Origin of the sequence: Phycicoccus sp. Soil803 (assembly GCF_001429685.1) — a bacterium.
GTDB lineage: Bacteria > Actinomycetota > Actinomycetes > Actinomycetales > Dermatophilaceae > Pedococcus.
Genome location: NZ_LMST01000001.1, coordinates 2,020,949 through 2,042,701 on the forward strand (window position 1 = coordinate 2,020,949; position 21,753 = coordinate 2,042,701).

19 protein-coding genes are annotated in these 21,753 nt (G+C 72.7%); 15 read left to right on the forward strand and 4 right to left on the reverse strand.

The features are described from left to right. Positions 1-44: 44 nt before the first annotated feature. From recN to ASG95_RS09350, 12 genes are all read left to right on the forward strand, one after another. Complete coding sequence (gene recN, locus ASG95_RS09295) at positions 45-1,766, forward strand: DNA repair protein RecN (RefSeq protein ID WP_056923772.1); 1,722 nt, start codon at positions 45-47, stop codon at positions 1,764-1,766. A 97-nt stretch (positions 1,767-1,863) separates the two neighbouring features. Further along, positions 1,864-3,048 (forward strand): putative cytokinetic ring protein SteA, encoded by a 1,185-nt coding sequence (steA, locus tag ASG95_RS09300; RefSeq protein ID WP_056923369.1) that lies wholly within the window; start codon positions 1,864-1,866, stop codon positions 3,046-3,048. Beyond that, positions 3,045-3,986, forward strand: a complete 942-nt coding sequence (locus ASG95_RS09305; RefSeq protein WP_057377267.1) for a copper transporter — start codon at positions 3,045-3,047, stop codon at positions 3,984-3,986. Before steA ends, ASG95_RS09305 begins: the two co-directional genes overlap by 4 nt. Positions 3,987-3,991: 5 nt before the next feature. Beyond that, complete coding sequence (locus ASG95_RS09310) at positions 3,992-4,792, forward strand: hypothetical protein (RefSeq protein WP_056923367.1); 801 nt, start codon at positions 3,992-3,994, stop codon at positions 4,790-4,792. Between the two features lie 31 nt (positions 4,793-4,823). Further along, positions 4,824-6,476 carry a murein biosynthesis integral membrane protein MurJ gene (murJ, locus tag ASG95_RS09315; protein WP_162259381.1) on the forward strand — a complete coding sequence of 551 codons (1,653 nt, stop codon included), beginning with the start codon at positions 4,824-4,826 and terminating at the stop codon, positions 6,474-6,476. Then, entirely contained in the window at positions 6,473-7,609 is a 1,137-nt protein-coding gene (locus tag ASG95_RS09320; RefSeq protein ID WP_235543668.1) for a glycosyltransferase family 4 protein, read from the forward strand. The genes murJ and ASG95_RS09320 overlap by 4 nt, the downstream gene beginning before the upstream one ends. An 11-nt stretch (positions 7,610-7,620) precedes the next feature. Continuing rightward, complete coding sequence (locus ASG95_RS09325; protein WP_056923771.1) at positions 7,621-9,327, forward strand: CTP synthase; 1,707 nt, start codon at positions 7,621-7,623, stop codon at positions 9,325-9,327. After that, positions 9,324-9,965, forward strand: coding sequence for an NUDIX hydrolase (locus ASG95_RS09330; protein WP_057377270.1), 642 nt, complete (start codon positions 9,324-9,326; stop codon positions 9,963-9,965). Before ASG95_RS09325 ends, ASG95_RS09330 begins: the two co-directional genes overlap by 4 nt. A gap of 10 nt (positions 9,966-9,975) precedes the next feature. Next, positions 9,976-10,695, forward strand: a complete 720-nt coding sequence (locus ASG95_RS09335) for a VOC family protein (RefSeq protein ID WP_057377271.1) — start codon at positions 9,976-9,978, stop codon at positions 10,693-10,695. Next, the gene (locus tag ASG95_RS09340; RefSeq protein WP_235543671.1) at positions 10,692-11,096 is read left to right on the forward strand and encodes a YchJ family protein; all 405 of its coding nucleotides are present in this window, start codon (positions 10,692-10,694) and stop codon (positions 11,094-11,096) included. The genes ASG95_RS09335 and ASG95_RS09340 overlap by 4 nt, the downstream gene beginning before the upstream one ends. 93 nt (positions 11,097-11,189) lie before the next feature. Continuing rightward, positions 11,190-12,995: an aspartate--tRNA ligase gene (gene aspS / locus ASG95_RS09345; RefSeq protein ID WP_057377272.1), complete on the forward strand. Its 1,806-nt coding sequence runs from the start codon at positions 11,190-11,192 to the stop codon at positions 12,993-12,995. A gap of 215 nt (positions 12,996-13,210) precedes the next feature. Continuing rightward, positions 13,211-14,857, forward strand: a complete 1,647-nt coding sequence (locus tag ASG95_RS09350) for a hypothetical protein (protein ID WP_157581886.1) — start codon at positions 13,211-13,213, stop codon at positions 14,855-14,857. 19 nt (positions 14,858-14,876) lie between these two features. Here ASG95_RS09350 and ASG95_RS09355 read toward each other — a convergent pair whose 3' ends face one another. Continuing rightward, positions 14,877-15,287, reverse strand: a complete 411-nt coding sequence (locus ASG95_RS09355) for a hypothetical protein (RefSeq protein WP_056923360.1) — start codon at positions 15,285-15,287, stop codon at positions 14,877-14,879. A gap of 131 nt (positions 15,288-15,418) precedes the next feature. Between ASG95_RS09355 and ASG95_RS09360 the strand changes: the two genes are divergently transcribed. After that, the gene (locus ASG95_RS09360) at positions 15,419-15,874 is read left to right on the forward strand and encodes a helix-turn-helix domain-containing protein (RefSeq protein WP_056923359.1); all 456 of its coding nucleotides are present in this window, start codon (positions 15,419-15,421) and stop codon (positions 15,872-15,874) included. A 9-nt stretch (positions 15,875-15,883) separates the two neighbouring features. Beyond that, positions 15,884-16,315 carry a VOC family protein gene (locus tag ASG95_RS09365; protein ID WP_056923358.1) on the forward strand — a complete coding sequence of 144 codons (432 nt, stop codon included), beginning with the start codon at positions 15,884-15,886 and terminating at the stop codon, positions 16,313-16,315. Positions 16,316-16,357: 42 nt separating this feature from the next. Here ASG95_RS09365 and ASG95_RS09370 read toward each other — a convergent pair whose 3' ends face one another. The 3 genes from ASG95_RS09370 to ASG95_RS09380 form a co-directional block, all read right to left on the reverse strand. Then, complete coding sequence (locus ASG95_RS09370) at positions 16,358-17,185, reverse strand: alpha/beta fold hydrolase (RefSeq protein ID WP_056923357.1); 828 nt, start codon at positions 17,183-17,185, stop codon at positions 16,358-16,360. Positions 17,186-17,313: 128 nt separating this feature from the next. Next, positions 17,314-18,069: a GNAT family N-acetyltransferase gene (locus ASG95_RS21590; protein WP_056923356.1), complete on the reverse strand. Its 756-nt coding sequence runs from the start codon at positions 18,067-18,069 to the stop codon at positions 17,314-17,316. Beyond that, positions 18,066-20,333, reverse strand: a complete 2,268-nt coding sequence (locus ASG95_RS09380) for an MMPL family transporter (protein ID WP_235543673.1) — start codon at positions 20,331-20,333, stop codon at positions 18,066-18,068. The genes ASG95_RS21590 and ASG95_RS09380 overlap by 4 nt, the downstream gene beginning before the upstream one ends. An 82-nt stretch (positions 20,334-20,415) precedes the next feature. Here ASG95_RS09380 and ASG95_RS09385 point away from each other — a divergent pair, with 82 nt between their 5' ends. Then, positions 20,416-21,750: a replication-associated recombination protein A gene (locus tag ASG95_RS09385; protein ID WP_056923768.1), complete on the forward strand. Its 1,335-nt coding sequence runs from the start codon at positions 20,416-20,418 to the stop codon at positions 21,748-21,750. The last annotated feature ends 3 nt before the right edge of the window (positions 21,751-21,753 follow it).

Sequence of the window (21,753 nt, forward strand, 5' to 3'; positions counted from 1 at the left end):
CCAGCCTGACCGACCCGGTCGGCCCTGCGTGAGAGGCTGTGCCCGTGCTGTCCGAACTGAGGATCCAGGGACTCGGCGTCATCGACGACGCCGTGCTCGACCTGCACCCGGGGCTCAACGTCGTCACCGGCGAGACCGGCGCAGGCAAGACCATGGTCGTCACCGGACTGGGGCTGCTCCTGGGTGCCCGGGCCGACGTCGGCCTGGTGCGGTCCGGTGCCGGTAGTGCCGTGGTCGAGGGCCTCGTCGACGTCGCCAGCGACCACCCCGCCGCCCTGCGCGCGGCCGAGGCGGGCGCCGACGTGACAGACGGGCTGGTCCTCGTGCGCTCGGTCAGCGCCGAGGGCCGGTCCCGCGCCCACGTCGGGGGCCGCTCCGCCCCGGTGGGGGTGCTCGGCGAGATCGGCGAGCACCTCGTGGCCGTGCACGGCCAGGCCGACCAGTGGCGCCTGCGCCAGAGCGACCAGCACCGCGCCGTGCTCGACCAGTTCGGCGGAGCACCCCTGCAGAAGGCCCTGCTGGCCCACACCGACGTCTACGACGCCCACCAGGCCGCGGCCGCCGAGCTCGCCGACCTGCGCGAGCAGGCCCGCGACCGCGCTCGCGAGATCGAGGTGCTCCAGCACGGCCTCGAGCAGCTCGAGCAGGTGGACCCCCAGTCGGGGGAGGATGCCGAGCTCCGCGTCGAGGACGAGCGGCTCGGCCATGCCGAGGGACTGCGCGGTGCCGCCGCACTGGCGCACGACCACCTCGCCGGGGCGGGGGAGTATGCCGCGGAGCCGGCGCCCAGCGTCGTCGAGCTGATCGCCTCGGCCCGCCAGGCCCTCGCGGGCGAGGTCGACCACGACCCCGCGCTGCGCGAGCTGGACCGCCGGATGGCGGATCTCGGCTACCTGGCGGCGGACCTCGCGGCCGACCTGAGCAGCTACCTGTCCGACATCGAGGTCGACCCGGCCCGGATGGCCTGGGTCCAGCAGCGCCGGGCCGACCTCACCGCCCTGACCCGCAAGTACGGCGAGACCATCGACGACGTGCTGGCCTGGGGCAAGGCGTCGGCCCAGCGACTCGACGCCCTCCTCAACTCCGACAGCCGGATCGAGGCCCTCGAGCCCGAGGTGGCCCGGCTCGACGCCGAGCGCAGCACCACGGCGCAGGCCCTCGGCAAGGCCCGCCGCACTGCGGCCAAGCGGCTCGCGTCCGCGGTGACCGGTGAGCTCGCCCACCTGGCGATGGGGCAGGCGACCGTCGACGTCGCCGTCACCCCACGGCCGGCCGGCCTGGCCCGGCACGGCGGCGACGACGTCGAGATCCTGCTCGCGGCCAACCCCGGGAGCCCGGCCCGCACGGTCGCCAAGGCGGCCTCCGGCGGTGAGCTGTCCCGCGTCATGCTGGCGCTCGAGGTCGTGACCGGTGCTGCCGGCGGCAGCGACGTCCCCACTTTCGTCTTCGACGAGGTCGACGCCGGGGTCGGGGGAGCGGCAGCCCTGGACGTCGGCGCGCGGCTGGCCGCGCTGGCCCGCCACGCGCAGGTCGTCGTCGTCACCCACCTGCCCCAGGTCGCGGCATACGCCGACCGCCACCTGGTCGTCCGCAAGGCCAGCGACGGGCACATCACCTCCAGTGGGGTGCACGCGCTCGACGGCGAGGAGCGGCTGCGCGAGCTCGCCCGCATGATGGCCGGGGTCGACTCGGGCACTGCCCTTGACCACGCCCGCGAGCTCGTCGAGGAGACCAGGGCCCGGCGGGCCACCGCGGTCCACACCTGATCGGTGCGCACCCGTCGCCGGTGGGTGCGCGCATGACGCAGGTCCCACCCGCGTGGGCCGTGCGGCACACCCCTTGCCCCATGGGAGGATGGCCAGGATGCCTTTGAAGTTCACCCGCCAACGTGCCCGCGACCCCGAGACCCCGGGGGTGCGCGGTGTGGTGCGCGTGGACGCCCGCACCAAGAACCTCACCAAGCGGCTCAAGCCCGGCGAGATCGCGGTCATCGACCACCAGGACATCGACAAGGTGAGCGCGGAGGCCCTGCTGGCCTGCCGACCCGCCGCCGTCATCAACGCCGCTCCGTCGATCTCGGGTCGCTACCCCAACCTCGGTCCCGAGATCCTCGTCGACGCGGGGATCCCGCTGATCGACGACGTCGGCAAGGACGTCATGCACGACCTCGCCGACGGCCAGCTCGTGCGGATCGACGGCGACCAGATCTGGGTCGGCGACGAGGTGGTGGCCAAGGGACAGGCCTTCGACCACGAGCTCGTGCAGTCCTCGATGACCGAGGCCAGGGCCGGACTCGCGGTCCAGCTCGAGGCGTTCGCGGCCAACACGATGGAGTACCTGCGCCGGGAGCGCGAGCTGCTGCTCGACGGCGTCGGCGTCCCTGACATCACCACCAAGATCGACGGTCGGCACGCGCTGATCGTGGTGCGCGGCTACCACTACAAGGAAGACCTGCGCATGCTCCGCAGCTACATCCGCGAGTACCGCCCGGTGCTCATCGGGGTCGACGGCGGTGCCGACGCCCTTCTCGAGGTCGGCCTCAAGCCCGACATGGTCGTGGGCGACATGGACTCGGTGTCCGACGCGACCCTGCGCTGTGGTGCCGAGATCGTGGTGCACGCCTACCGCGACGGCAACGCCCCCGGTCTGGAGCGCGTCCACCGGCTCGGGATCGAGCCGGTCGTCTTCCCGGCCACCGGGACGAGCGAGGACGTCGCGATGCTGCTGGCCGACGACAAGGGGGCCGAGCTGATCGTGGCCGTCGGCACGCACGCAACGCTCGTCGAGTTCCTCGACAAGGGCCGCAGCGGCATGGCCAGCACCTTCCTCACCCGGCTGCGCGTGGGCGGCAAGCTCATCGACGCCAAGGGTGTCAGCCGGCTCTACCGCTCCCGCATCTCCAACCTCGCCCTGACGCTGATGCTGCTGGGGGGCCTGAGCGCACTGTTCGCGGCGCTCTGGTCCACCACCGGTGGGCGCGCGTTCCTCCAGGTGCTCGGCGCCCGGTGGGACGACCTCTGGTCCTTCGTCGTAGGAATCGTCACGTGATCGACTTTCGTTACCACCTCGTCTCCATCGTCTCGATCTTCATGGCCCTCGCCGTGGGGATCGTGCTCGGTGCCGGTCCGCTCAAGGAGGACATCGGCAACACCCTCACCTCCGAGGTGAAGAACCTGCGCGCCGACAAGGCCTCCCTGCGCAGCGAGCTCGACGCCGCGGAGAAGGGGACCGCGGCTCGCGACGAGTTCACCTCGGCCAGCAACCGGAGCCTGCTCGCGGAGCGGCTCAAGGACACCACGGTGACCCTGGTCGTCCTCCCCGGCGCCGACCCCAACCTCGTGAAGTCCACGCAGGGCACGCTCGCCTCGGCAGGCGCGGTGGTGGGGTCCACGATCTCGGTGCAGGACAACTGGGTCGACCCCGAGAAGGCAGCCTTCCGCGCCACCCTCGGCCAGCAGCTGGCCAGCCAGGTGGGGGTCCCCATCGACCAGACCGGGAGCGACGTCGTCGATGCCGTGCTGGCCCGGTCGGTGCTCGCCAAGGCCGGGTCCACGGCCGCGGGTGCCGCATCGGCGCTCGAGGCGCTGCGCACCGGTGACCTGATCCGCTACACCCCCGACAACGTCAAGGTCGCCTCGATCGCCGTGGTCGTGGCCGGGGCCGTGACCGGCTCGGACGCCGCCGCGCGCGAGGACCGCGCGACCGGCCTGAGCCACCTCGCGGGGGCGCTCGACGAGGCCGGGGCGGGCGCGATCCTGGTGGCCCCGAGCGTCAGCCCCAGCGCCACGAACACCACGTCCGTCGTCACCACCTCGCGCGACGACAGCGACCAGTCCAAGGTGCTGTCCACCGTCGACAACGCCGAGCTCCCGATGGGGCAGGCGAGCATGGTGTTCGGGCTGCTCGAGCAGGAGGCGGGCAAGTCCGGGCAGTACGGTCTCGCCTCCGACGCGACCGCGGCCTTCCCTCAGCTGGCGACCAAGTAGCCGCCGTGCGCGCACTCGTGTCCGGTGCCGTTGCCGGGGCGCTCGCCGCCTCCGCCCTGCGCCTGCTGCGGGACCGCCCACCGGGCGGCACCGACACGTGGGACCGCACCAACCATGCGGGTCGCACGGTCACGCTCCTCGAGGGTCCCGCGTATGCCGTGGGGGCCGCCGGTGCCGCGGCGCTCCTGGGTGCCGGGCCGGGGCCGGTGGTCGCGGCCGGGTCGTCTGCGGCGTTCGGCGCGCTGGACGACCTCAGGGGCGACTCGAGCAGCAAGGGCCTCAAGGGGCACCTCGGCGCGCTGGCCCGCGGTGAGGTGACGACCGGTGCGGTCAAGATCCTCGGCCTCGGGGTGACCGGACTGGTGTCCGCGGCCCTGATCGACCGCCGGGACCCCAGCCGTACCGCGGCGGACACGCTGGTCGGTGGTGCGGTCATCGCGGGGTCGGCCAACCTGCTCAACCTGCTCGACCTGCGTCCCGGACGCGCGCTCAAGGCGACCATGGTCCTCGGCGCCCTCACCGCCACCTCGTCCCGGAGCGCACCGGCCGCCGGCGCCGCCGTGGGTGCGGCGGCCGGCCTGCTCGGACCCGACCTGGCCGGGGAGGCCATGCTCGGCGACACCGGCGCGAACAGCGCCGGCGCGCTGCTCGGCGCCGCCCTGGTGCAGCGCACCGGCCGGCGCGGTCGATGGGTCGCGCTGGCCGCCCTGACCGCCCTGACGCTCGCCTCGGAGAAGGTCTCGTTCACCCATGTCATCGAGTCCACTCCCGGCCTGCGCGAGCTCGACGCCCTGGGTCGTCGATGACCGCGGTGTCGTCGGTAGTGCGGTGTCGTCGATGACCGCGAGGACGGTCGGCACGTCGGTCGCCAAGGCCGCGGCACTCATCGCCGTCGTGACGCTGCTGGCCCGGCTCGCGGGCTTCGGGCGCACCATCGTGTTCTCGCGCACCGTCGGTGCGGGCGGGGTGGGTGACACCTACCAGACGGTCAACATGCTCCCCAACGTCGTCTACGAGGTCGCCGCGGGTGGCGCCCTCGCCGCCGTGGCCGTGCCGCTGATCGCGAGCCAGCTGGGTGCGGGCCGCCGTGCGGATGCCGACCGGACCGCCTCGGCCCTGCTCACCTGGGCAGTCGCCGTCCTGGTGCCGCTGTCGGTGCTGCTGGCGCTGACCGCGCCGTGGCTCAGCGACGCACTGCTCGGCGACTCGACCGTCCCCGGAGCCGCCGAGCTCGGGACGACGATGCTCCTCGTCTTCGCGCCGCAGGTGGCCCTCTACGGGGTCGGCGTCGTGCTGGCCGGCGTGCTCCAGGCGCACCGCAGGTTCCTCGCCGCAGCGCTGGCCCCGCTGCTCTCGAGCCTCGTCGTCATCGCCGCGTACGTCGGCTACCGGCTGGTCGCGGAGCCGGGGACGTCGCCCGCCGACATCTCCGCCAGCGCGACCTGGGCGCTCGCCGGCGGCACCACCCTCGGTGTCGTCGTGCTGAGCCTGCCGCTGCTGGTGCCGGCGGTGCGGGCCGGGGTCCGGCTGAGGCCCACGTTCAGCTTCCCCGAGGGGGTGGCCCGCCGGGCCGGCTCGCTGGCAGGCGCGGGCGTCATCGCGCTGGTGGCGCAGCAGGCCGCCGTCGCAGCCACGCTGTGGCTGACCCACGCCCCGCGCACCGTCGACACCGGCGTCGTCAACGTCTACACCTACGTCCAGGCCGTCTACCTGCTCCCGTATGCCGTGCTGGCCGTCCCGATCGCGACGTCCGCCTTCCCGGCGCTGGCGCACACGAGCGCCGCCGAGGAGCTGAAGGAGCAGGTCGGGACCTCCGCGCGCGACACCCTGGCCGCAGCACTGCGGGGGATCCTGCTGCTCACCGCGGGTGCGGCCACCGTGCTGATGGCGGTCTCGCGGCCGGTGGGGGTCTTCTTCTCCTCGTTCGACAGCGCGGCCAGCTCCGGAGGGGGAGCGGCGCTGGCCGCCCTGCCCGGGGCCCTGTCGGCCTACGCCCCCGGCCTGGTCGGGTTCTCGGTCGCCGCCCTGCTGACCCGCGCTCTCTACGTGCGGGGTCGTCCGATCCACGCCGCGCTGGCCGTGGCGGCGGGCTGGTCGCTGGCCGCCCTGATCCCCGTGGCCCTGATCCCGGAGGGCTCGGTCGCCGGCACGACGCTCGGCATCCTCGGTGTCGGGTCGACGGTCGGGATGACCGTGTCGGCCGCCGTGCTCGCCCTGCTGGTGCGCAGTGCCTGGGGGCCGGAGGCAGTCCAGGGGTCGGGCCGCACGCTCGGTGCGGCCGTCGTCGCCGCCGCCGTGGGGCTCGCCGTGGGTGACACGGTCGCCCGTGGCCTCTCGCCGGACACGCTCTGGTCGGCGCTCGGCAGTGGCCTCCTGGTCGGGCTGGTGACCCTGCTGGCCTACCTCGGCGTGATGATGGTCGCCGACCGCAAGGCCATGACGGCGCTGCGCGAGCGCGGCCGGGCCCGGCGCAGGGGGACCTCGGCGTGAGGGTGGTGATGCTGCTGGGTCGCAGCGCGGGCGGGATCGGCACCCACGTGGCCGACCTCACCGCCGACCTGCGCGCCCTCGGCGACGACGTCACCGTGGTGACCGACGCCTCGACCGCCGCCCGGTTCGACCTGCCCGGGGCGCGACCGTGGTGGCCGAGCCGGGCCTCCGGTGTCCTCGGCTCGCTCCGGGACCTGCGTCGGCTGCGCGGACTCGCGCGTGGGGCGGACGTGCTGCACGCCCACGGCCACCAGGCGGGTCTCGTCGCGGTCGTCGCTGCGGCGGGCACGGGCACGCCGGTCGTCGTCAGCCAGCACAACGCCGTCCTGGGTGGTGGGGCGCGACGCCGCGTCCTCGACCTGGTCCAGCGCCTGGTCGCCCACAAGGCCACTTTCGTCACCGGGGCCAGCAGCGACCTCGTCGCCGAGGCGCGACGGCTGGGCGCCCGCGATGCCCGCCTCGCCGAGGTGCCCTCCCCGCGGGTCCCCGACCTGCTCACCGCGACGCCACTGCCTGACGCGGAGCGGCGTTTGCTGGTCGCAGAACTGTTGCAGGAGAACGGGATCGGGCCGTTGACCTCCGACATGCCGCTCGTGCTGACCATCGCCCGGCTCGCCCCGCAGAAGGACCTCGACACCCTGGTCGATGCGGCGCGGGTTTCGTTCCAATGGGGTGAGAAACCTGCAGGAGGGGCTGTGTGGGTGGTCGTCGGTGGTGGCGACGAGGACCTCCGCGCAGCCCTGATGCGGCGGATCCGCGACGACGGACTCCCCGTGCACCTCGTCGGCCCCCAGCCCGACCCTGCCCGGTGGCTGCGCGCGGCCGACGTCTTCGTCCTGCCGAGTCGCTGGGAGGCGCGGGCCCTGGTCGTCCAGGAGGCGATGGCGGCCGGCCTACCCGTGGTGGCGACGGACACCGGGGGACTGCCCGACCTCGTCCGCGGGATCGGGACCCTGGTGCCGGTCAACGACCCGACCCGGCTCGCCGAGGCGGTCGAGGCGTTCCTGCGCGACCCGGCCGCGCGGCATACCGCCTCGGTGAAGGGGCGCGAACGCGCCACATCGTGGGACGACGGCACGGCGACGGCGCGTCGCTGGCACGAGTGGTACTCAGGCATGCTCGGAATGACGTAGGCTTGAACCCCGTGGTGGAGCAGACGAAACACATCTTCGTAACCGGGGGCGTTGCCTCCTCACTCGGCAAGGGCCTGACGGCCTCAAGCCTCGGACATCTGCTCCGGGCCCGCGGTCTGCGGGTCACGATGCAGAAGCTCGATCCCTATCTCAATGTGGATCCGGGCACGATGAACCCCTTCCAGCACGGCGAGGTCTTCGTGACCGACGACGGTGCGGAGACCGACCTCGACATCGGTCACTACGAGCGGTTCCTCGACAGCAACCTCGTGGGCAAGGCGAACGTCACGACCGGGCAGATCTACAACCAGGTCATCGCCAAGGAGCGGCGGGGGGAGTACCTCGGCGACACCGTCCAGGTCATCCCCCACATCACCAACGAGATCAAGGAACGGATGCGGGCGCAGGCCGCCGGCAGCCCCGGGGTCAAGCCGAGTGAGGCTCCCGACATCATCATCACCGAGATCGGCGGCACGGTCGGCGACATCGAGTCCCTGCCGTTCCTCGAGGCAGCCCGGCAGGTGCGCCACGACGTCGGGCGGGACAACGTGTTCTTCCTGCACGTCTCGCTGGTGCCCTACCTCGCCCCGAGCGGCGAGCTGAAGACCAAGCCCACCCAGCACTCGGTGGCCGCGCTGCGCCAGGTCGGCATCCAGCCCGACGGCCTCGTGCTGCGGGCCGACCGTGAGATCCCCGACGGCATCAAGCGCAAGATCTCGCTGATGTGCGACGTCGACACCGAGGCCTGCGCCGCGGCGGTCGACGCCCCGAGCATCTACGACATCCCGAAGGTGCTGCACAAGGAGGGCCTCGACGCCTACGTGATCCGCCGGCTCGGCCTCAACTTCCGCGACGTGAACTGGCACGACTGGGACGAGCTCCTGCGTCGCGTGCACAGCCCGGAGCACACCGTCGAGATCGCGTTGGTCGGCAAGTACATCGACCTGCCCGACGCCTACCTCTCGGTCACCGAGGCGATGCGCGCCGGCGGCTTCCACCACGACGCCAAGGTCTCGATCCGCTGGGTCGCCAGCGACGAGTGCCAGACCGAGTCCGGCGCACAGAAGGCGCTCGGCGGGGTCGATGCGGTGCTGGTGCCCGGTGGGTTCGGCGTGCGTGGCATCGAGGGCAAGCTCGGGGCCCTGAAGTGGGCCCGCGAGAGGCAGGTGCCCACGCTCGGCATCTGCCTCGGCCTGCAGTGCATGGTCATCGAGTACGCCCGGAACGTCGCGGGCATCGAGGGCGCCAGCTCGACCGAGTTCGACCCGAACACCCCGGCCCCGGTCATCGCGACCATGGAGGAGCAGAAGGCCTTCGTCGAGGGGGCCGGTGACCTCGGTGGCACCATGCGGCTCGGTTCCTACCCGGCCAAGCTGACCGAGGGCTCGGTCGTCGCCGAGGCCTACGGCGCGGTCGCCGTCGACGAGCGGCACCGGCACCGCTACGAGGTCAACAACAGCTACCGCGAGGAGCTCGAGGCCGCCGGCCTGGTCTTCTCCGGGCTGTCCCCGGACAAGAACCTCGTCGAGTTCGTCGAGCTGCCCCGCGAGGTGCACCCCTACTACGTCTCGACGCAGGCCCACCCGGAGTTCAAGTCGCGCCCGCACCGGGCCCACCCGCTCTTCGCCGGCCTCGTGGAGGCCGCGATCGACGCCCAGCGCGCCGCGCGCCTCGTCGAGGTGGAGCGCCCGCGCAGCACGGCGGACGCCACGGCGTGACGCAGGGGTCCGAGGGGGAGGAGCTGGCCGACCGCTACGCCGACCTCCCCGTGCGGCACTCCGAGGTGGCGATGCACGGCCTCGTCTGGGACGTCGTCCGCGACCGCGTCGACCTCGGCGCAGCCGGCGAGGTCACCCGTGAGTACGTCCGGCACACCGGCGCGGTGGCCGTGGCGGCCCTCGACGACCAGGGCTGGATCTGCCTCATCCAGCAGTACCGCCACCCCGTGCGGGCGTACGAGTGGGAGATCCCCGCCGGGCTGCTCGACGTCCACGGTGAGCCGCCGCACGTCGGCGCCGCTCGCGAGCTGCACGAGGAGGCCGACCTGGTGGCCGGCACGTGGCACGTGCTCGCCGACTACGTCAGCTCGCCCGGCGGCCTCGACGAGGTGCTGCGGATCTACCTGGCCCGCGACCTCACCGCGGTGCCCGACCACGATCGACATGAGCGCGACGGCGAGGAGCTGGGTATGCCGCTGCGCTGGGTGAGCCTCGAGGAGGCCCGCGACGCGTTCCTCGCCGGACGGGTGCACAACGCCACCCTCGGCATCGCCGTGCTCGCGGCCCTCGCGGCGCGGGACCAGGACTGGGCCACCGTGCGACCGGTGGACGCGCCCTGGCCCGGCCACCGCGCGTAGGGTCGGTCGCATGTTTCTCGAGAACCTCGTCTTCGATGCTGCCCAGCCCCAGGTGCGGGGGCACTTCTGGGAGCAGGCCCTGGGCACGCAGACCCTGACCGACGAGCCCGACATCGTCGAGACCCGGCTGTCGGTGGACGGCGGGCCGACCCTCGACCTCTGCTTCCAGCAGGTCTCCGACCCACGGCTGCCCTCGCCCCGGCTCCACCTCGACCTGCACGCCGGTGGTGACCAGGCCGCCACCGTGCAGCGGCTGCTCGACCTCGGCGCCACCCCCCTCGACATCGGTCAGGGCGACGTGCCCTGGGTGGTGCTGGCCGACCCCGAGGGCCACCCGTTCTGCGTGATGGAGGAGCGCGAGGCCTACCGGGACACCGGCCCGATCGCGGCGATCCCGGTCCTGGGCGACGACCCGGCGCGCGACGCGGCCTTCTGGGCGGGGCTCACCGGCTGGCAGGAGTACGCCGGCACGGCGCCCCAGTCGCTGCGTGACCCCTCGGGCCGCGGTCCGATCCTGGAGTTCCTCGTGGCCGACGAGCCCAAGGCGGGCAAGAACCAGCTCCACCTCGACCTGCGGCTCGAGGCCGGGGACGACCTGGCCGCCGTGCTCGAGCGGGTCGAGGCCCTCGGCGCCGTGCGGATCGACCACGACTGGGGCGACCTGCCGTGGACCTCGCTCCAGGACCCCTCCGGCAACGAGTTCTGCTTCCTCCCGTCGAGTTCGTCGTGAGCGCGTTCGGGGTGGTCGCCCACGACCCCGCCTGCGCCGACGCCTGCCCGTGCGGCACCGGCCTGACCTACGCGGCGTGCTGCCGTCCGTTGCACGAAGGCGTGGCCCACGCCGACTCCGCGGTGCGGCTGATGCGCAGCCGGTACAGCGCCTACGTCGTCCACGACGCGGCATACCTCCTGCGCACGTGGCACCCGCGCACCCGGCCGAGCGAGCTGGACGCGTCCGGCGGCCCGGCCTGGCAACGACTGACCGTGCTCGAGACCGCGGACGGCCGCGACAGCGACTCGGTCGGTGAGGTGGAGTTCGAGGCGGCCCACGCCGACGGCGTGCTGCACGAGCGGAGCCGGTTCGTGAAGCGAGCCGGGCGCTGGGTCTATGTGGATGGCGACGTGGGCTGACGCCCTGAGCGCACCGACAACCGATTCGTATGCCGCGTGGGCCGGTCCGTAGGATGGCCGGGTTCACCACCCGACTGAAACGAAGGATCTCTCGTGCTCCGCACCCATGAGGCTGGCACCCTGCGTGCCGACCACGCCGGTCAGACCGTCACGCTCACGGGCTGGGTCGCTCGTCGGCGCGATCACGGCGGAGTGGCCTTCCTCGACGTGCGCGATGCCAGCGGGATCGTCCAGGTCGTGGCGCGGGACGAGGTCCTCACCGGTGCGGCCCACGACCTGCGCAACGAGTACTGCATCCGGGCGACCGGCGAGGTCGTCGCCCGCAGCGAGCACAACGTCAACCCCGACCTGCCCACCGGTGAGGTCGAGGTCGTCGCGAGCTCGATCGAGGTCCTCAACGCCTCGGCGCCGCTGCCGTTCCAGATCGACGAGCGGGTGACGGTCGGCGAGGAGGCGCGTCTCAAGCACCGCTACCTCGACCTGCGTCGCCCCGGGGCCTCCTCGGCGGGCGCGGCCATCCGGCTGCGCTCGCGGGTCAACGCGGCCGCTCGGTCGGTGCTCGGCGCGCGTGACTTCGTCGAGATCGAGACGCCGACCCTGACCCGCTCCACGCCCGAGGGCGCCCGCGACTTCCTCGTGCCCGCACGCCTGGCGCCCGGCTCCTGGTACGCCCTGCCGCAGAGCCCCCAGCTGTTCAAGCAGCTGCTCATGGTCGCCGGCATGGAGCGCTACTACCAGATCGCGCGTTGCTACCGCGACGAGGACTTCCGCGCCGACCGCCAGCCCGAGTTCACCCAGCTCGACATCGAGATGTCGTTCGTCGAGCAGGCCGACGTGCTCGAGCTCGGCGAGGAGATCGTCAAGGAGGTCTGGAAGCTGATCGGGGTCGAGCTGCAGACGCCGTTCCTCCAGATGACCTATGCCGACGCGATGCGCCGGTTCGGCTCCGACAAGCCCGACCTGCGGTTCGGGAACGAGCTGGTCGAGTGCACCGACTACTTCGCCGACACGCAGTTCCGGGTGTTCCAGGCCGAGTACGTCGGCGCCGTCGTCATGCCCGGTGGGGCCTCGCAGCCGCGCAAGCAGCTCGACGCCTGGCAGGACTGGGCCAAGAGCCGCGGCGCCAAGGGCCTGGCCTACGTGCTGGTCCAGGAGGACGGCACCCTCGGTGGCCCGGTCGCCAAGAACCTCAGTGACGCCGAGCGCGACGGCCTCGCCGGCCACGTCGGTGCCCAGCCCGGCGACTGCGTCTTCTTCGGCGCCGGCCCCACCAAGTCCTCGCGCGCCCTGCTCGGTGCGGCCCGGCTGGAGATCGGCCGTCGCTGCGAGCTCATCGACGAGGACGCCTGGTCGTTCCTCTGGGTGCTCGACGCCCCGCTGTTCGAGCCGTCGTCCGAGGCGGTCGCCGCCGGTGACGTGGCCGTCGGTGCCGGCGCCTGGACCGCGGTGCACCACGCGTTCACCTCGCCCAAGGCCGAGTTCCTCGACAGCTTCGACACCGACCCGGGTCCGGCGCTCGCGTACGCCTACGACATGGTCTGCAACGGCAACGAGATCGGTGGCGGGTCGATCCGTATCCACCGCCGCGACGTGCAGGAGCGCGTGTTCGCGGTGATGGGCCTGTCCGAGGAGGAGGCGCAGGAGAAGTTCGGCTTCCTGCTCGACGCCTTCGCCTTCGGCGCGCCGCCGCACGGTGGCATCGCGTTCGGCTGGGACCGGATCGTCTCGCTGCTCGCCGGCACCGAGTCGATCCGCGACGTCATCGCCTTCCCCAAGTCCGGTGGCGGCTACGACCCGCTGACCGCGGCACCCGCGGCGATCACGCCCGAGCAGCGCAAGGAGGCCGGCGTCGACGCCGAGCCCGAGCCCGCCGAGGCGAAGGTTGGCGCCGGGGCCTGAGCCCCACCACACCCGATCGGTATGCCGCCCGCTCGCCCGAGCGGGCGGCATACCCATCTCTGGTTGGCCGGGAAGTCGGCCAACTGCCCGAGACCACGGGACGCGGAGGCTCGTGACCACTCGGAAGTCGGCCGATTGGCCGAAATTCGCGGCGAGCCACGGTGGACTGGGTGGAACCGCCGCCAGGACCGGCGCCCGAAAGTTAGGCTCCGCGCATGGTCCGGACGCCTGTCCTCATCCCGAGCCCCGAAGGTCGCCATGCCGTGCGCAAGGACATCACCCGGGTGGCGGTGGACGAGGTGCCGATCCTGGGCACCGGCGGTGCTGCGCCCAAGGGGTTGCTCGGTCGCGCGAAGACCGCGCCCGTCGCCGTCGAGCGTCGCTACGGGCTGTGCTACCAGCTGTGGGAGGTCGACCCGGCCAGGTTCCTCGGTCGGGTGGTGGTGGCATGGCTGTCGGTCGAGGACATGCCCGACGCGATGGGCTACTTCCGCGGCGCGGACCGCCGGTACGCCGTCGCCCAGCGGCAGGCGCACTGGGACGCGATCGCCTACACGCTCCTCGAGCACGGCGGTGGTCCGGAGGACGACGGGCCGCCGCCCACGGCCTACCCCGCGTGGTTCCAGGGGGACGAGCGGATGGTCCGTGCGGCGGTGGACGACCTGGACTCCTTGGCGGACGGCTGGGCCGACTTCGCGGCGTGGCAACCCGATGGCCAGGCCTTCTGGGTGCGGACCAACGGGTTCCACACCTGTGTGGGACTCGACGGGTCCGCGTCGCCCCGGCTGTGGCTGGAGCGCAAGGGCCTGATGCCCAACACGTGGGTGCCGTGCGCGGAGTACACCCACCACCTCGAGGGCCTGCCGGACCGTCGGGCCCGCGAGACCTTCGGCGACGGCGCGGCGATCCTCGACGGCGCACCGTCGGTCGAGGTGATGCACCCCGCCATGGTCCCGGTCGAGCGCGACTGCTGGGTCCCCGGCCCGGCAGCGACCCAGGGCGCGGCGGCGACCCACGGCGCGGCGGCGAGCCAGGGCGTGCCGGCGAGCCAGGCCACGCCGCTCGCCCCCGGCGCTCCGGTCGGTCCGGCCGGACCATCGGCCGGCGAGCGCAGCAACCTGATCACCATCACCGTCCCCGCGTGGACCATCGCCGGCGTGACGGAGGCGATCCACGCACTCACCGCCGAGCTGACGCCTGACCTCGCGGAGCGCGCGGAGGACTCCGCGATCGTGCTGCGCTTCGCGGTCGAGGGCCGGCTGATGACCGAGGGCGAGTTCTTCGACCGCGTCGGACTGGAGCTGCCGGCCGCCCTCCCGGCGCTGCGGCACCTCGTCGAGACGGCCGCGGACGCGATGGCCCGCAGCGCGTTCCTCTACTCGGACAGCGCCGCGGGAGTCGGCCTGCTGTCGCGGGCGGTGCGCTGGCTCGGGGTGCTCGACACCAGCACCCTGCCGACCCTGATGGCCTACGGCCGCGTGGTCGACAGGGAGCACGAGTACACCTTCGTCGGCGAGACCGTCCCGGGCATCGTGCGGGTGCACGGCTGGACCGACGAGACGATCGACTTCGTCTTCTGGGTGCTGATCCGCAACTTCTTCAACGGCCTCCAGGACTTCGACGAGGTGTGGTCGGGCCTGCACCTGCGCGGCGCCATCACCCAGCGCGACCCCGTCGCGGTGGCGCACCGCGTGGTGGAGCTCAACCGCGACGACCTCACCTCCCGGCGCTACGCGGTGCCGGGACGGCCGGGCGGGCTCGAGCAGCTGGCCGCAGACATCCCGCAGCCGCACGAGCCCTGGGCCGTCGCCTTCTTCGCCGCGGCGCAGGAGGCCCTCGCCCGCTCCGGCGCGGTCCGCTAGGGAACGGCGCTCGCTCTGGTCAGCCGATCGGCGTCTTCTTTCCGAGGACCGTGCCCGACACCGAGAAGGTGAAGCCGTCCTCATCGGTGTCACTGAACCAGAAGGTGCACCACTGGGCTCCGGCTGCGTTCGCGGACTGCCCCTTCGCAGCTCCGGGGTCGGTCCCCGAGTCGACGACGACGCCGTTCGGGTCGGTGACCGTGAAGGTGCTGGGCCCGAACGCCAACGGGATGAGCGTGCTGGTGCTGCCGAGGTCGTGGGCAGGGGTGAACGCGCCGTTTCCGTTGACCCAGGTCTGGTAGAGGGTCGACCCGCACTGCACGGTGACGAGCCCGGCCCGGGCCGGAGCTGCGGAGGCAGGCACGACGGAGACGACGGCAAGGGGGAGGGTGAGCGCGGCTGCAACGGTCAGGCGGGCAGATGATCGCATCGGACGTCCTTTCGAGCCCCCTGCGAGCAACTGGGTGGGTGAGGACGAGCGTAGGAGCCGGGCGGGCCGGGCAGATCCGGCGTTCTGCCTAGTCTGCAAACGGCGCAGTCCACCACCGGCAGAATGGGCTCGTGGGTGACCAGGCACTGCGGGCTCCGGGCGACGTGCTCGTGCACCTGCGCCGAGCGCGCGACCACGCCGACCGGTGCTACGCCGAGCAGGTCGACGTCGACTCGCTGGCGGCCGTGGCCGGGCTCAGCAAGTACCACTTCCTGCGACTGTTCAAGGCCACCTATGGCGTGACGCCGGGGGAGTACCTGTCGCAGCGGCGGATCGAGCGCGCCCAGGACCTGCTGCGCGCCACCAACCTCACCGTCACCGAGGTGTGCCACGCGGTCGGGTTCACGAGCCTCGGCTCGTTCAGCAGCCGGTTCCGGGCGGTGGTCGGCGAGAGCCCGAGCGACTTCCAGCGCCGGTATGCCGCCGGGGCGCCGCACATCCCCGGGTGCTTCGTGTTCATGTGGGGCCTGGCGGAGAAGCGGGACCCCGCAATCGAGGAGAAGCACGACGAGCCGACCCCCTCCTAGGGTCGACCCATGATCACCAACATCTCCATCGTCAGCGTGTTCGTGAAGGACCAGGACGAGGCCCTGGCCTTCTACACCGACGTCCTCGGCTTCGAGCCCAAGGACGACATCACCCTCGGCGACGGCTATCGCTGGTGCACCGTCGTGCACCCGAAGCAGCCCGAGCTGAACGTCAACCTCGCGGTGCCCGGTCCGCCCCTGGCCCCGGAGATGGTCGAGGCCATCAGGCGCGCGCAGGACGAGGGCGGCATGAACGGCCTCGGCCTGAGCGTCGACGACTGCCAGAAGACCTACGAGGAGCTCAGCGCCAAGGGCGTCGAGTTCATCCAGCCGCCGTCCAAGCGTCCCTACGGAACCGAGGCGCTGTGCCGGGACAACTCCGGCAACTGGCTGGTGCTCGTCGAGGAGAGCAGCTACACCCCGGAGGACTTCCGGGCGTAGCAGGACAGCGACCCTTCGCCTGAGCCGAGCGACGACGTGGGGCTACTTCGCCAAGAAGCCGACGAGGGCCGCGTTGAACTCCTCGGGGTGGCTGGTGATGATGCCGTGCGGACCGTCCGCGACGATCACCAGCTCGCTGCCGTCGACCTCCTCGTGGGTCTTCCGCCCGGAGACCTCCACGGGGACGATGGCGTCGGAGTCGCCGTGGATGACGAGGGTCGGCACCGTGATCCGGGCCAGGTCAGCGCGGAAGTCGGTGAGCCATGACTGGATGCACGCCACCGCCGCGTGCAGGTCGGCCTGGGCGGCGAGGCCCAGGGCCTCCTGGCGTTGCTCCTCGGTGACCTTGAGCACGCCCCCGGCGGAGAAGAAGTTGGTCATGAACCCGTCGAGGAAACCGGCACGGTCCTGGCTGAGCGCCGCCTGGAAGCCGGCCGCCGTCTCGCGGTCGAGGCCACCACCGGGGTTCTCGTCCTCGTCCTTGAGGAGGAACGGCGGGATCGCGCCGGCGAAGACCACGCTGTGCACCCGCTCCTCGCCGTGGGTGCCGACATACCTGGCCACCTCGCCGCCGCCCATCGAGAAGCCCACCAGGGTCACGTCGGTGAGGTCCAGCTCGCGCAGGAGGGCGTCGAGGTCTGTGGTGAGGGTGTCGTAGTCGTACCCGGAGGCCTCACCGGGCTTGTCCGACTCCCCGAAGCCGCGCCGGTCGTAGGTGATGGTCCGGTAGCCGGCCTCCGTCAGCGCGGGGGCGACCAGGTTCCACGAGGCACCGCTGAGCGGCCAGCCGTGGACGAGGACGACGGGGCGGCCCGAGCCGCCGGTGTCCTCGTAGTGGATCTCGACGTCGCCGTTGGACAGGGTGGGCATGTCAGTCCTCTCGCCGGGGGTGCAGGGTCAGCGGTGTTGGTGGGTCAGCACGAATGTAGGCACAACGTGGCCGTTCCCGCAGGTCGGGGTGACCTGGCTCCGGCGCACCGGGCCACGCCCGCGTGACCTCAGTCGGAGAAGCGGCGGCTCGACCACTCGTGCACGTCGCCGTAGCCCAGCCCGAGGTAGAGCCGCCGCGCGACGGCGTTGTGGGAGTACATGCCGAGCGTGCAGACGCCGTCGTCCTCGACCGCCCGACGGGTGAGGTGTGCCGTGACGGCCAGCCCCAGCCCGAGTCCCCGCTGCGCGGGGTCGACGGTGATCCCGGACAGCATCGGGTGACCGGCGAGGCTGCGCTCCCGGACGCCGCAGGCGACCAGCCGGCCGTGGTCGTCGCGCACCCCGACCCAGTGCTGTCCGGGGTCGTGGAACGGGCGGGCGTCGCTGCGGGGGTTGGCAGCGGCCAGCAGGGCTTCGATCTCCTGCTGGTGGCCGCTGGTCAGGGGCAGCAGCCGGGACTCGGCCGCGACCTCGGGCGGGGCAGTGGTGGTGCAGAGCCACTCCCACTCGGTGCCCTCCTGCAGCCGCACGTGGCGGGCGACCGCGTCGAGCAACCCGCGCTGCACGGTGACGGACCGCACCTCGGGGTCGAGCAGGTCTCGTCCGAGGATGGCGCCGACCAGGGGATCGACGTCCTCCGGCGGGCCGAGCACGAGCAGCCCGAGGCGTCGGGTGCGGGTGCGGCGGGGGAGGGCCAGGGCCCGGCCGAGGGCGAAGCCGTCACCCTCGAGCGGCGAGGGCACGTCGTAGCGCACGAACGCGCTGCCGCCGCTCGCCTCGAGCGCCGCCTCGTGGGTCCGGAGCAGCCGCAGCGCCGCGGTCACTCGGTGATCCCGAACCGCGCGTGCAGGCCGCGCAGCCGCGTGGGTGCCCACCAGTTCCAGTCGCCGAGGAGAGTCATGGTGGCGGGCACCAGCAGCATGCGCACGAGGGTGGCATCGAGGGCGACGGCGGTGGCCAGCCCGACGCCGGTCTCCTTGATGATGAGCAGCTGGCCGGCCACGAAGCCGGAGAACACGATGACCACGAGCAGGGCGGCCGAGGTGATGATGCGACCCGAGCGCTGCAGCCCCACGACCACGGCGTCGTCGTTGGAGTAGCCCCGCTCGTGCAGCTCGACGATGCGCGACAGCAGGAACACCTCGTAGTCCATCGAGAGCCCGAACCCGAACGCCAGCACCAGCAACGGGATGGTGGACTCGACGGCTCCCACCGAGGCGAACCCGAGCAGCCCCTCCAGGTGGCCCTTCTGGAAGACCAGCACGACGATGCCGAGCGACGCCCCGAGGGAGACCACGTTGAGCAGCAGTGCCTTGACGGGGATCACGACCGACCCCGTCATCAGGAACAGCAGGACCAGGGTGGCGAGGGCGACCAGGGCGAAGGCGTAGGGCGCCCGATCCCACATCGAGTCGGTGAAGTCCTTGAGGCCGGACGCCGGCCCGACCACGTAGGTGTCGAAGGCCGGGCGCTGGTCGCGGAGCTGGTCGACCAGGTCGCGCGCCGGCTGCTCGAGAGGACCACCCGGCACGTCGATCCGGACCAGGCTCGGGGCCGACCCGCTGCGGCCGGGGCCCTGCAACGTCGTGACGTCGAGGACCCGGCCGCCCTCCGGGAGCCGCAGGTCCGCGGCATACCGCTGCGCCTGGGCGAGCGGCGCCTTGGCGACGACGGTCACGTCGGCCCCACCCAGCACGGGGTAGTCCTCGGCCAACCCGTCGAAGAAGACCCGTTCGGGGGCCGACACGGGGAGCAGCTGCGCCCCCGACGAGGTGAGCCGCAGGTCGAGCGCCGGAGCAGCGAGCGCCAGCAGGGCGGTCGCGACGACGACGATGATCGGGACCGGGAACCGGTGGACCCACTGCGCCAGCCGCGAGAAGACCCCGTGCTCCGGCGCCTGCTCGGTGCCGCGGCGCAGCAGCCGACGGGCCCCGAGCACGCACAGGGCGGGCACCAGGGTGAGCGCGACGAGGACCGCGATGACGACGACCGAGACGCCGGCCGCGCCGATGCCCTTCATCAGCGGCGACTGGAAGACGAGCAGGCCACCGAGCGAGATGGCCACGGTGAGGCCCGAGAAGACCACGGTGCGGCCGGCCGAGTCGACGGTGCGGGCCACGGCGTCCACCACCATCGAGCGGGGGATCTGCGCGACCGGGAGGCCGGCCGCCCGGGCCCGCAGCTCCTCGCGGAAGCGGCTGACGACGAGCAGCCCGTAGTCGATGCAGAGGCCGAGCCCGAGGACCGTCACCACGTTGACGGCAGTGGTGTCGAGGTCGATGAGGTAGGAGAAGCCCAGCAGCGACGCGAGCGCTCCCGCGATGGAGGCGATCGCCCCGAAGATCGGCATGCCGGCGGCGACGAAACCACCGAACACGACGATCATCACCAGGAAGCTCACCGGCAGGGCGATGCCCTCACCGGTGCGGAGGTCGACCTCGAGCTGCCCGGTGATCGCGTCGACGAGGTCGCGGACGCCCCCCGACGTCACGGTCGCCCCCTCGCCGGCCGTGGCCGTCCGGACGGTTGCGGTGACCTGGTCCCCGAGCGCGTGGAAGGCCGCCTCGTCGGGCAGGTTGTCGACCGTCACCACGGTGACGTAGCCGTCGGAGGCGGCGGAACCGTCCTTGAGCATCGTCGCTGCCGCCGGCGACCTGAGCCCGCCCGGCACGACGAACGGCGAGGCCACCCGCGTCACCCCGGGCAGCTCGCCGACCTGCTGGGCGGCGCGCTGCGCCGCCTGCCCGACCGCAGGGCTGGAGACGTCCACCCCGTCGACGCGCACGGTGATGGTCTGGAACCCCGAGCTCCCGGAGTCGGCGATCAGGTCGCGCCCGGTCTCGTTCTCGCCCGGGACGGTCGGCTCGCCCGCGGTGAGCCGGTCGAACAGCCGCTCGTTGCCGAAGGCCCCGCCCGCCGCGGCGAAGCCGAGCAGCACCAGCAGCACCCACGTGACCACCACGACCCCGGGGCGCCGGCCCAGCGCGGCGCCGAGGTGACTGAGCGCCGAGCGCGACCGGTCCGGGTGGGGTGCGCCGTGAGCAGGGGCGTCCTCCTGCTGGACGGTGTGGTCAGCGGCGTCGGGCACGGGGGATAGCCTGCCAGTCGTGGGAGTCGACGCCGGAGGTGACCTGTTCGAGGCAGCCACTGCTGCCAGGGACGGGGACGGCATGCCCACGGGTGCCTCCCTCCCACCGCTCGCCGTCCGCATGCGGCCCAGGTCGCTCGAGGAGGTCCGCGGGCAGTCCGACGTCCTGCGGCCCGGCAGCCCACTGCGGCGGCTGATCGAGGGGTCCGCGGGAGCGGCCGGCCCGTTGTCGGCGATCATCTGGGGCCCGCCCGGCACCGGCAAGACCACGCTCGCCCACCTCGTCGCGACGGCGGCCGACCGCCGGTTCGTCCAGCTGTCCGCGGTCACCGCTGGGGTCAAGGACGTCCGCGCGGTCATGGACCAGGCCGCGCGGGACCGCGACCTGTACGACCGCCAGACCGTGCTGTTCCTCGACGAGATCCACCGGTTCACCAAGGCCCAGCAGGACGCGTTGCTGCCCGGTGTCGAGACCCGGCAGGTGATCCTCGTGGCGGCGACCACCGAGAACCCGTCGTTCTCGATCATCGCCCCCCTGCTCTCCCGGTCGATGCTGATCACCCTCGCGCCGCTCTCCGACGAGGAGGTCCGCGAGGTGCTGGCCTCCGCGGTGACCGACGAGCGCGGGCTGGCCGGGGAGTACGTCCTCGCCGACGACGCCACCGACCACCTGGTCCGCATCGCCGGCGGCGACGCGCGGCGAGCCCTCACCTCGCTGGAGGCCGCCGCCGGGGTGGCGCAGGACGGCATACCGGCCGGCTCCTCGCACGAGGGGCCCGTGGAGATCACGCTCGCGCACACCGAGCAGGCGGTGGCCTTCGCGAGCGTGCGCTACGACAAGACCGGCGACCAGCACTACGACGTGGCCTCGGCGCTGATCAAGTCGATGCGCGGGTCCGACGTCGACGCCGCCCTGCACTACCTGGCCCGGATGCTCGAGGCCGGCGAGGACCCACGGTTCATCGCCCGGCGCATCGTCATCTCCGCGTCCGAGGACGTCGGCATGGGCGACCCCACCGCCCTGCAGACCGCGGTCGCCGCCATGCACGCGGTCGCCCAGATCGGCATGCCCGAGGCGCGGATCATCCTCGCCCAGGCGGTGGTGCACAACGCACTGGCACCCAAGAGCAACGCTGCCTACACCGGCATCAACGAGGCGATCGCCGACGTGCGGGCCGGCAAGGGCGGCCTGGTGCCCCCTCACCTGCGCGGCAGCGGGTATGCCGGCGCCACCCGGCTCGGGCACGGTGACGGCTACGTCTACGCGCACGACCAGGCCGACGGGGTCGCCCAGCAGGACTACCTGCCGGACGACCTGCAGGGAAAGACCGACTACTACCGGCCGACCGACCGCGGGTTCGAGGAGCGCCTCGGACCGCGCTGGGAGTGGCTCAAGGCGCGCATCCGCCGCTCCTGACCT

Bases quoted from the DNA above. Each gene is read 5' to 3' on its own strand.
- steA (WP_056923369.1), top strand. From the start codon at position 1,864: ATGCCTTTGAAGTTCACCCGCCAACGTGCCCGCGACCCCGAGACCCCG.
- murJ (WP_162259381.1), top strand. From the start codon at position 4,824: ATGACCGCGAGGACGGTCGGCACGTCGGTCGCCAAGGCCGCGGCACTC.
- ASG95_RS09335 (WP_057377271.1), top strand. From the start codon at position 9,976: ATGTTTCTCGAGAACCTCGTCTTCGATGCTGCCCAGCCCCAGGTGCGG.
- ASG95_RS09350 (WP_157581886.1), top strand. From the start codon at position 13,211: ATGGTCCGGACGCCTGTCCTCATCCCGAGCCCCGAAGGTCGCCATGCC.
- ASG95_RS09355 (WP_056923360.1), bottom strand. From the start codon at position 15,287: ATGCGATCATCTGCCCGCCTGACCGTTGCAGCCGCGCTCACCCTCCCC.
- ASG95_RS09365 (WP_056923358.1), top strand. From the start codon at position 15,884: ATGATCACCAACATCTCCATCGTCAGCGTGTTCGTGAAGGACCAGGAC.
- ASG95_RS09370 (WP_056923357.1), bottom strand. From the start codon at position 17,185: ATGCCCACCCTGTCCAACGGCGACGTCGAGATCCACTACGAGGACACC.
- ASG95_RS09385 (WP_056923768.1), top strand. From the start codon at position 20,416: ATGCCCACGGGTGCCTCCCTCCCACCGCTCGCCGTCCGCATGCGGCCC.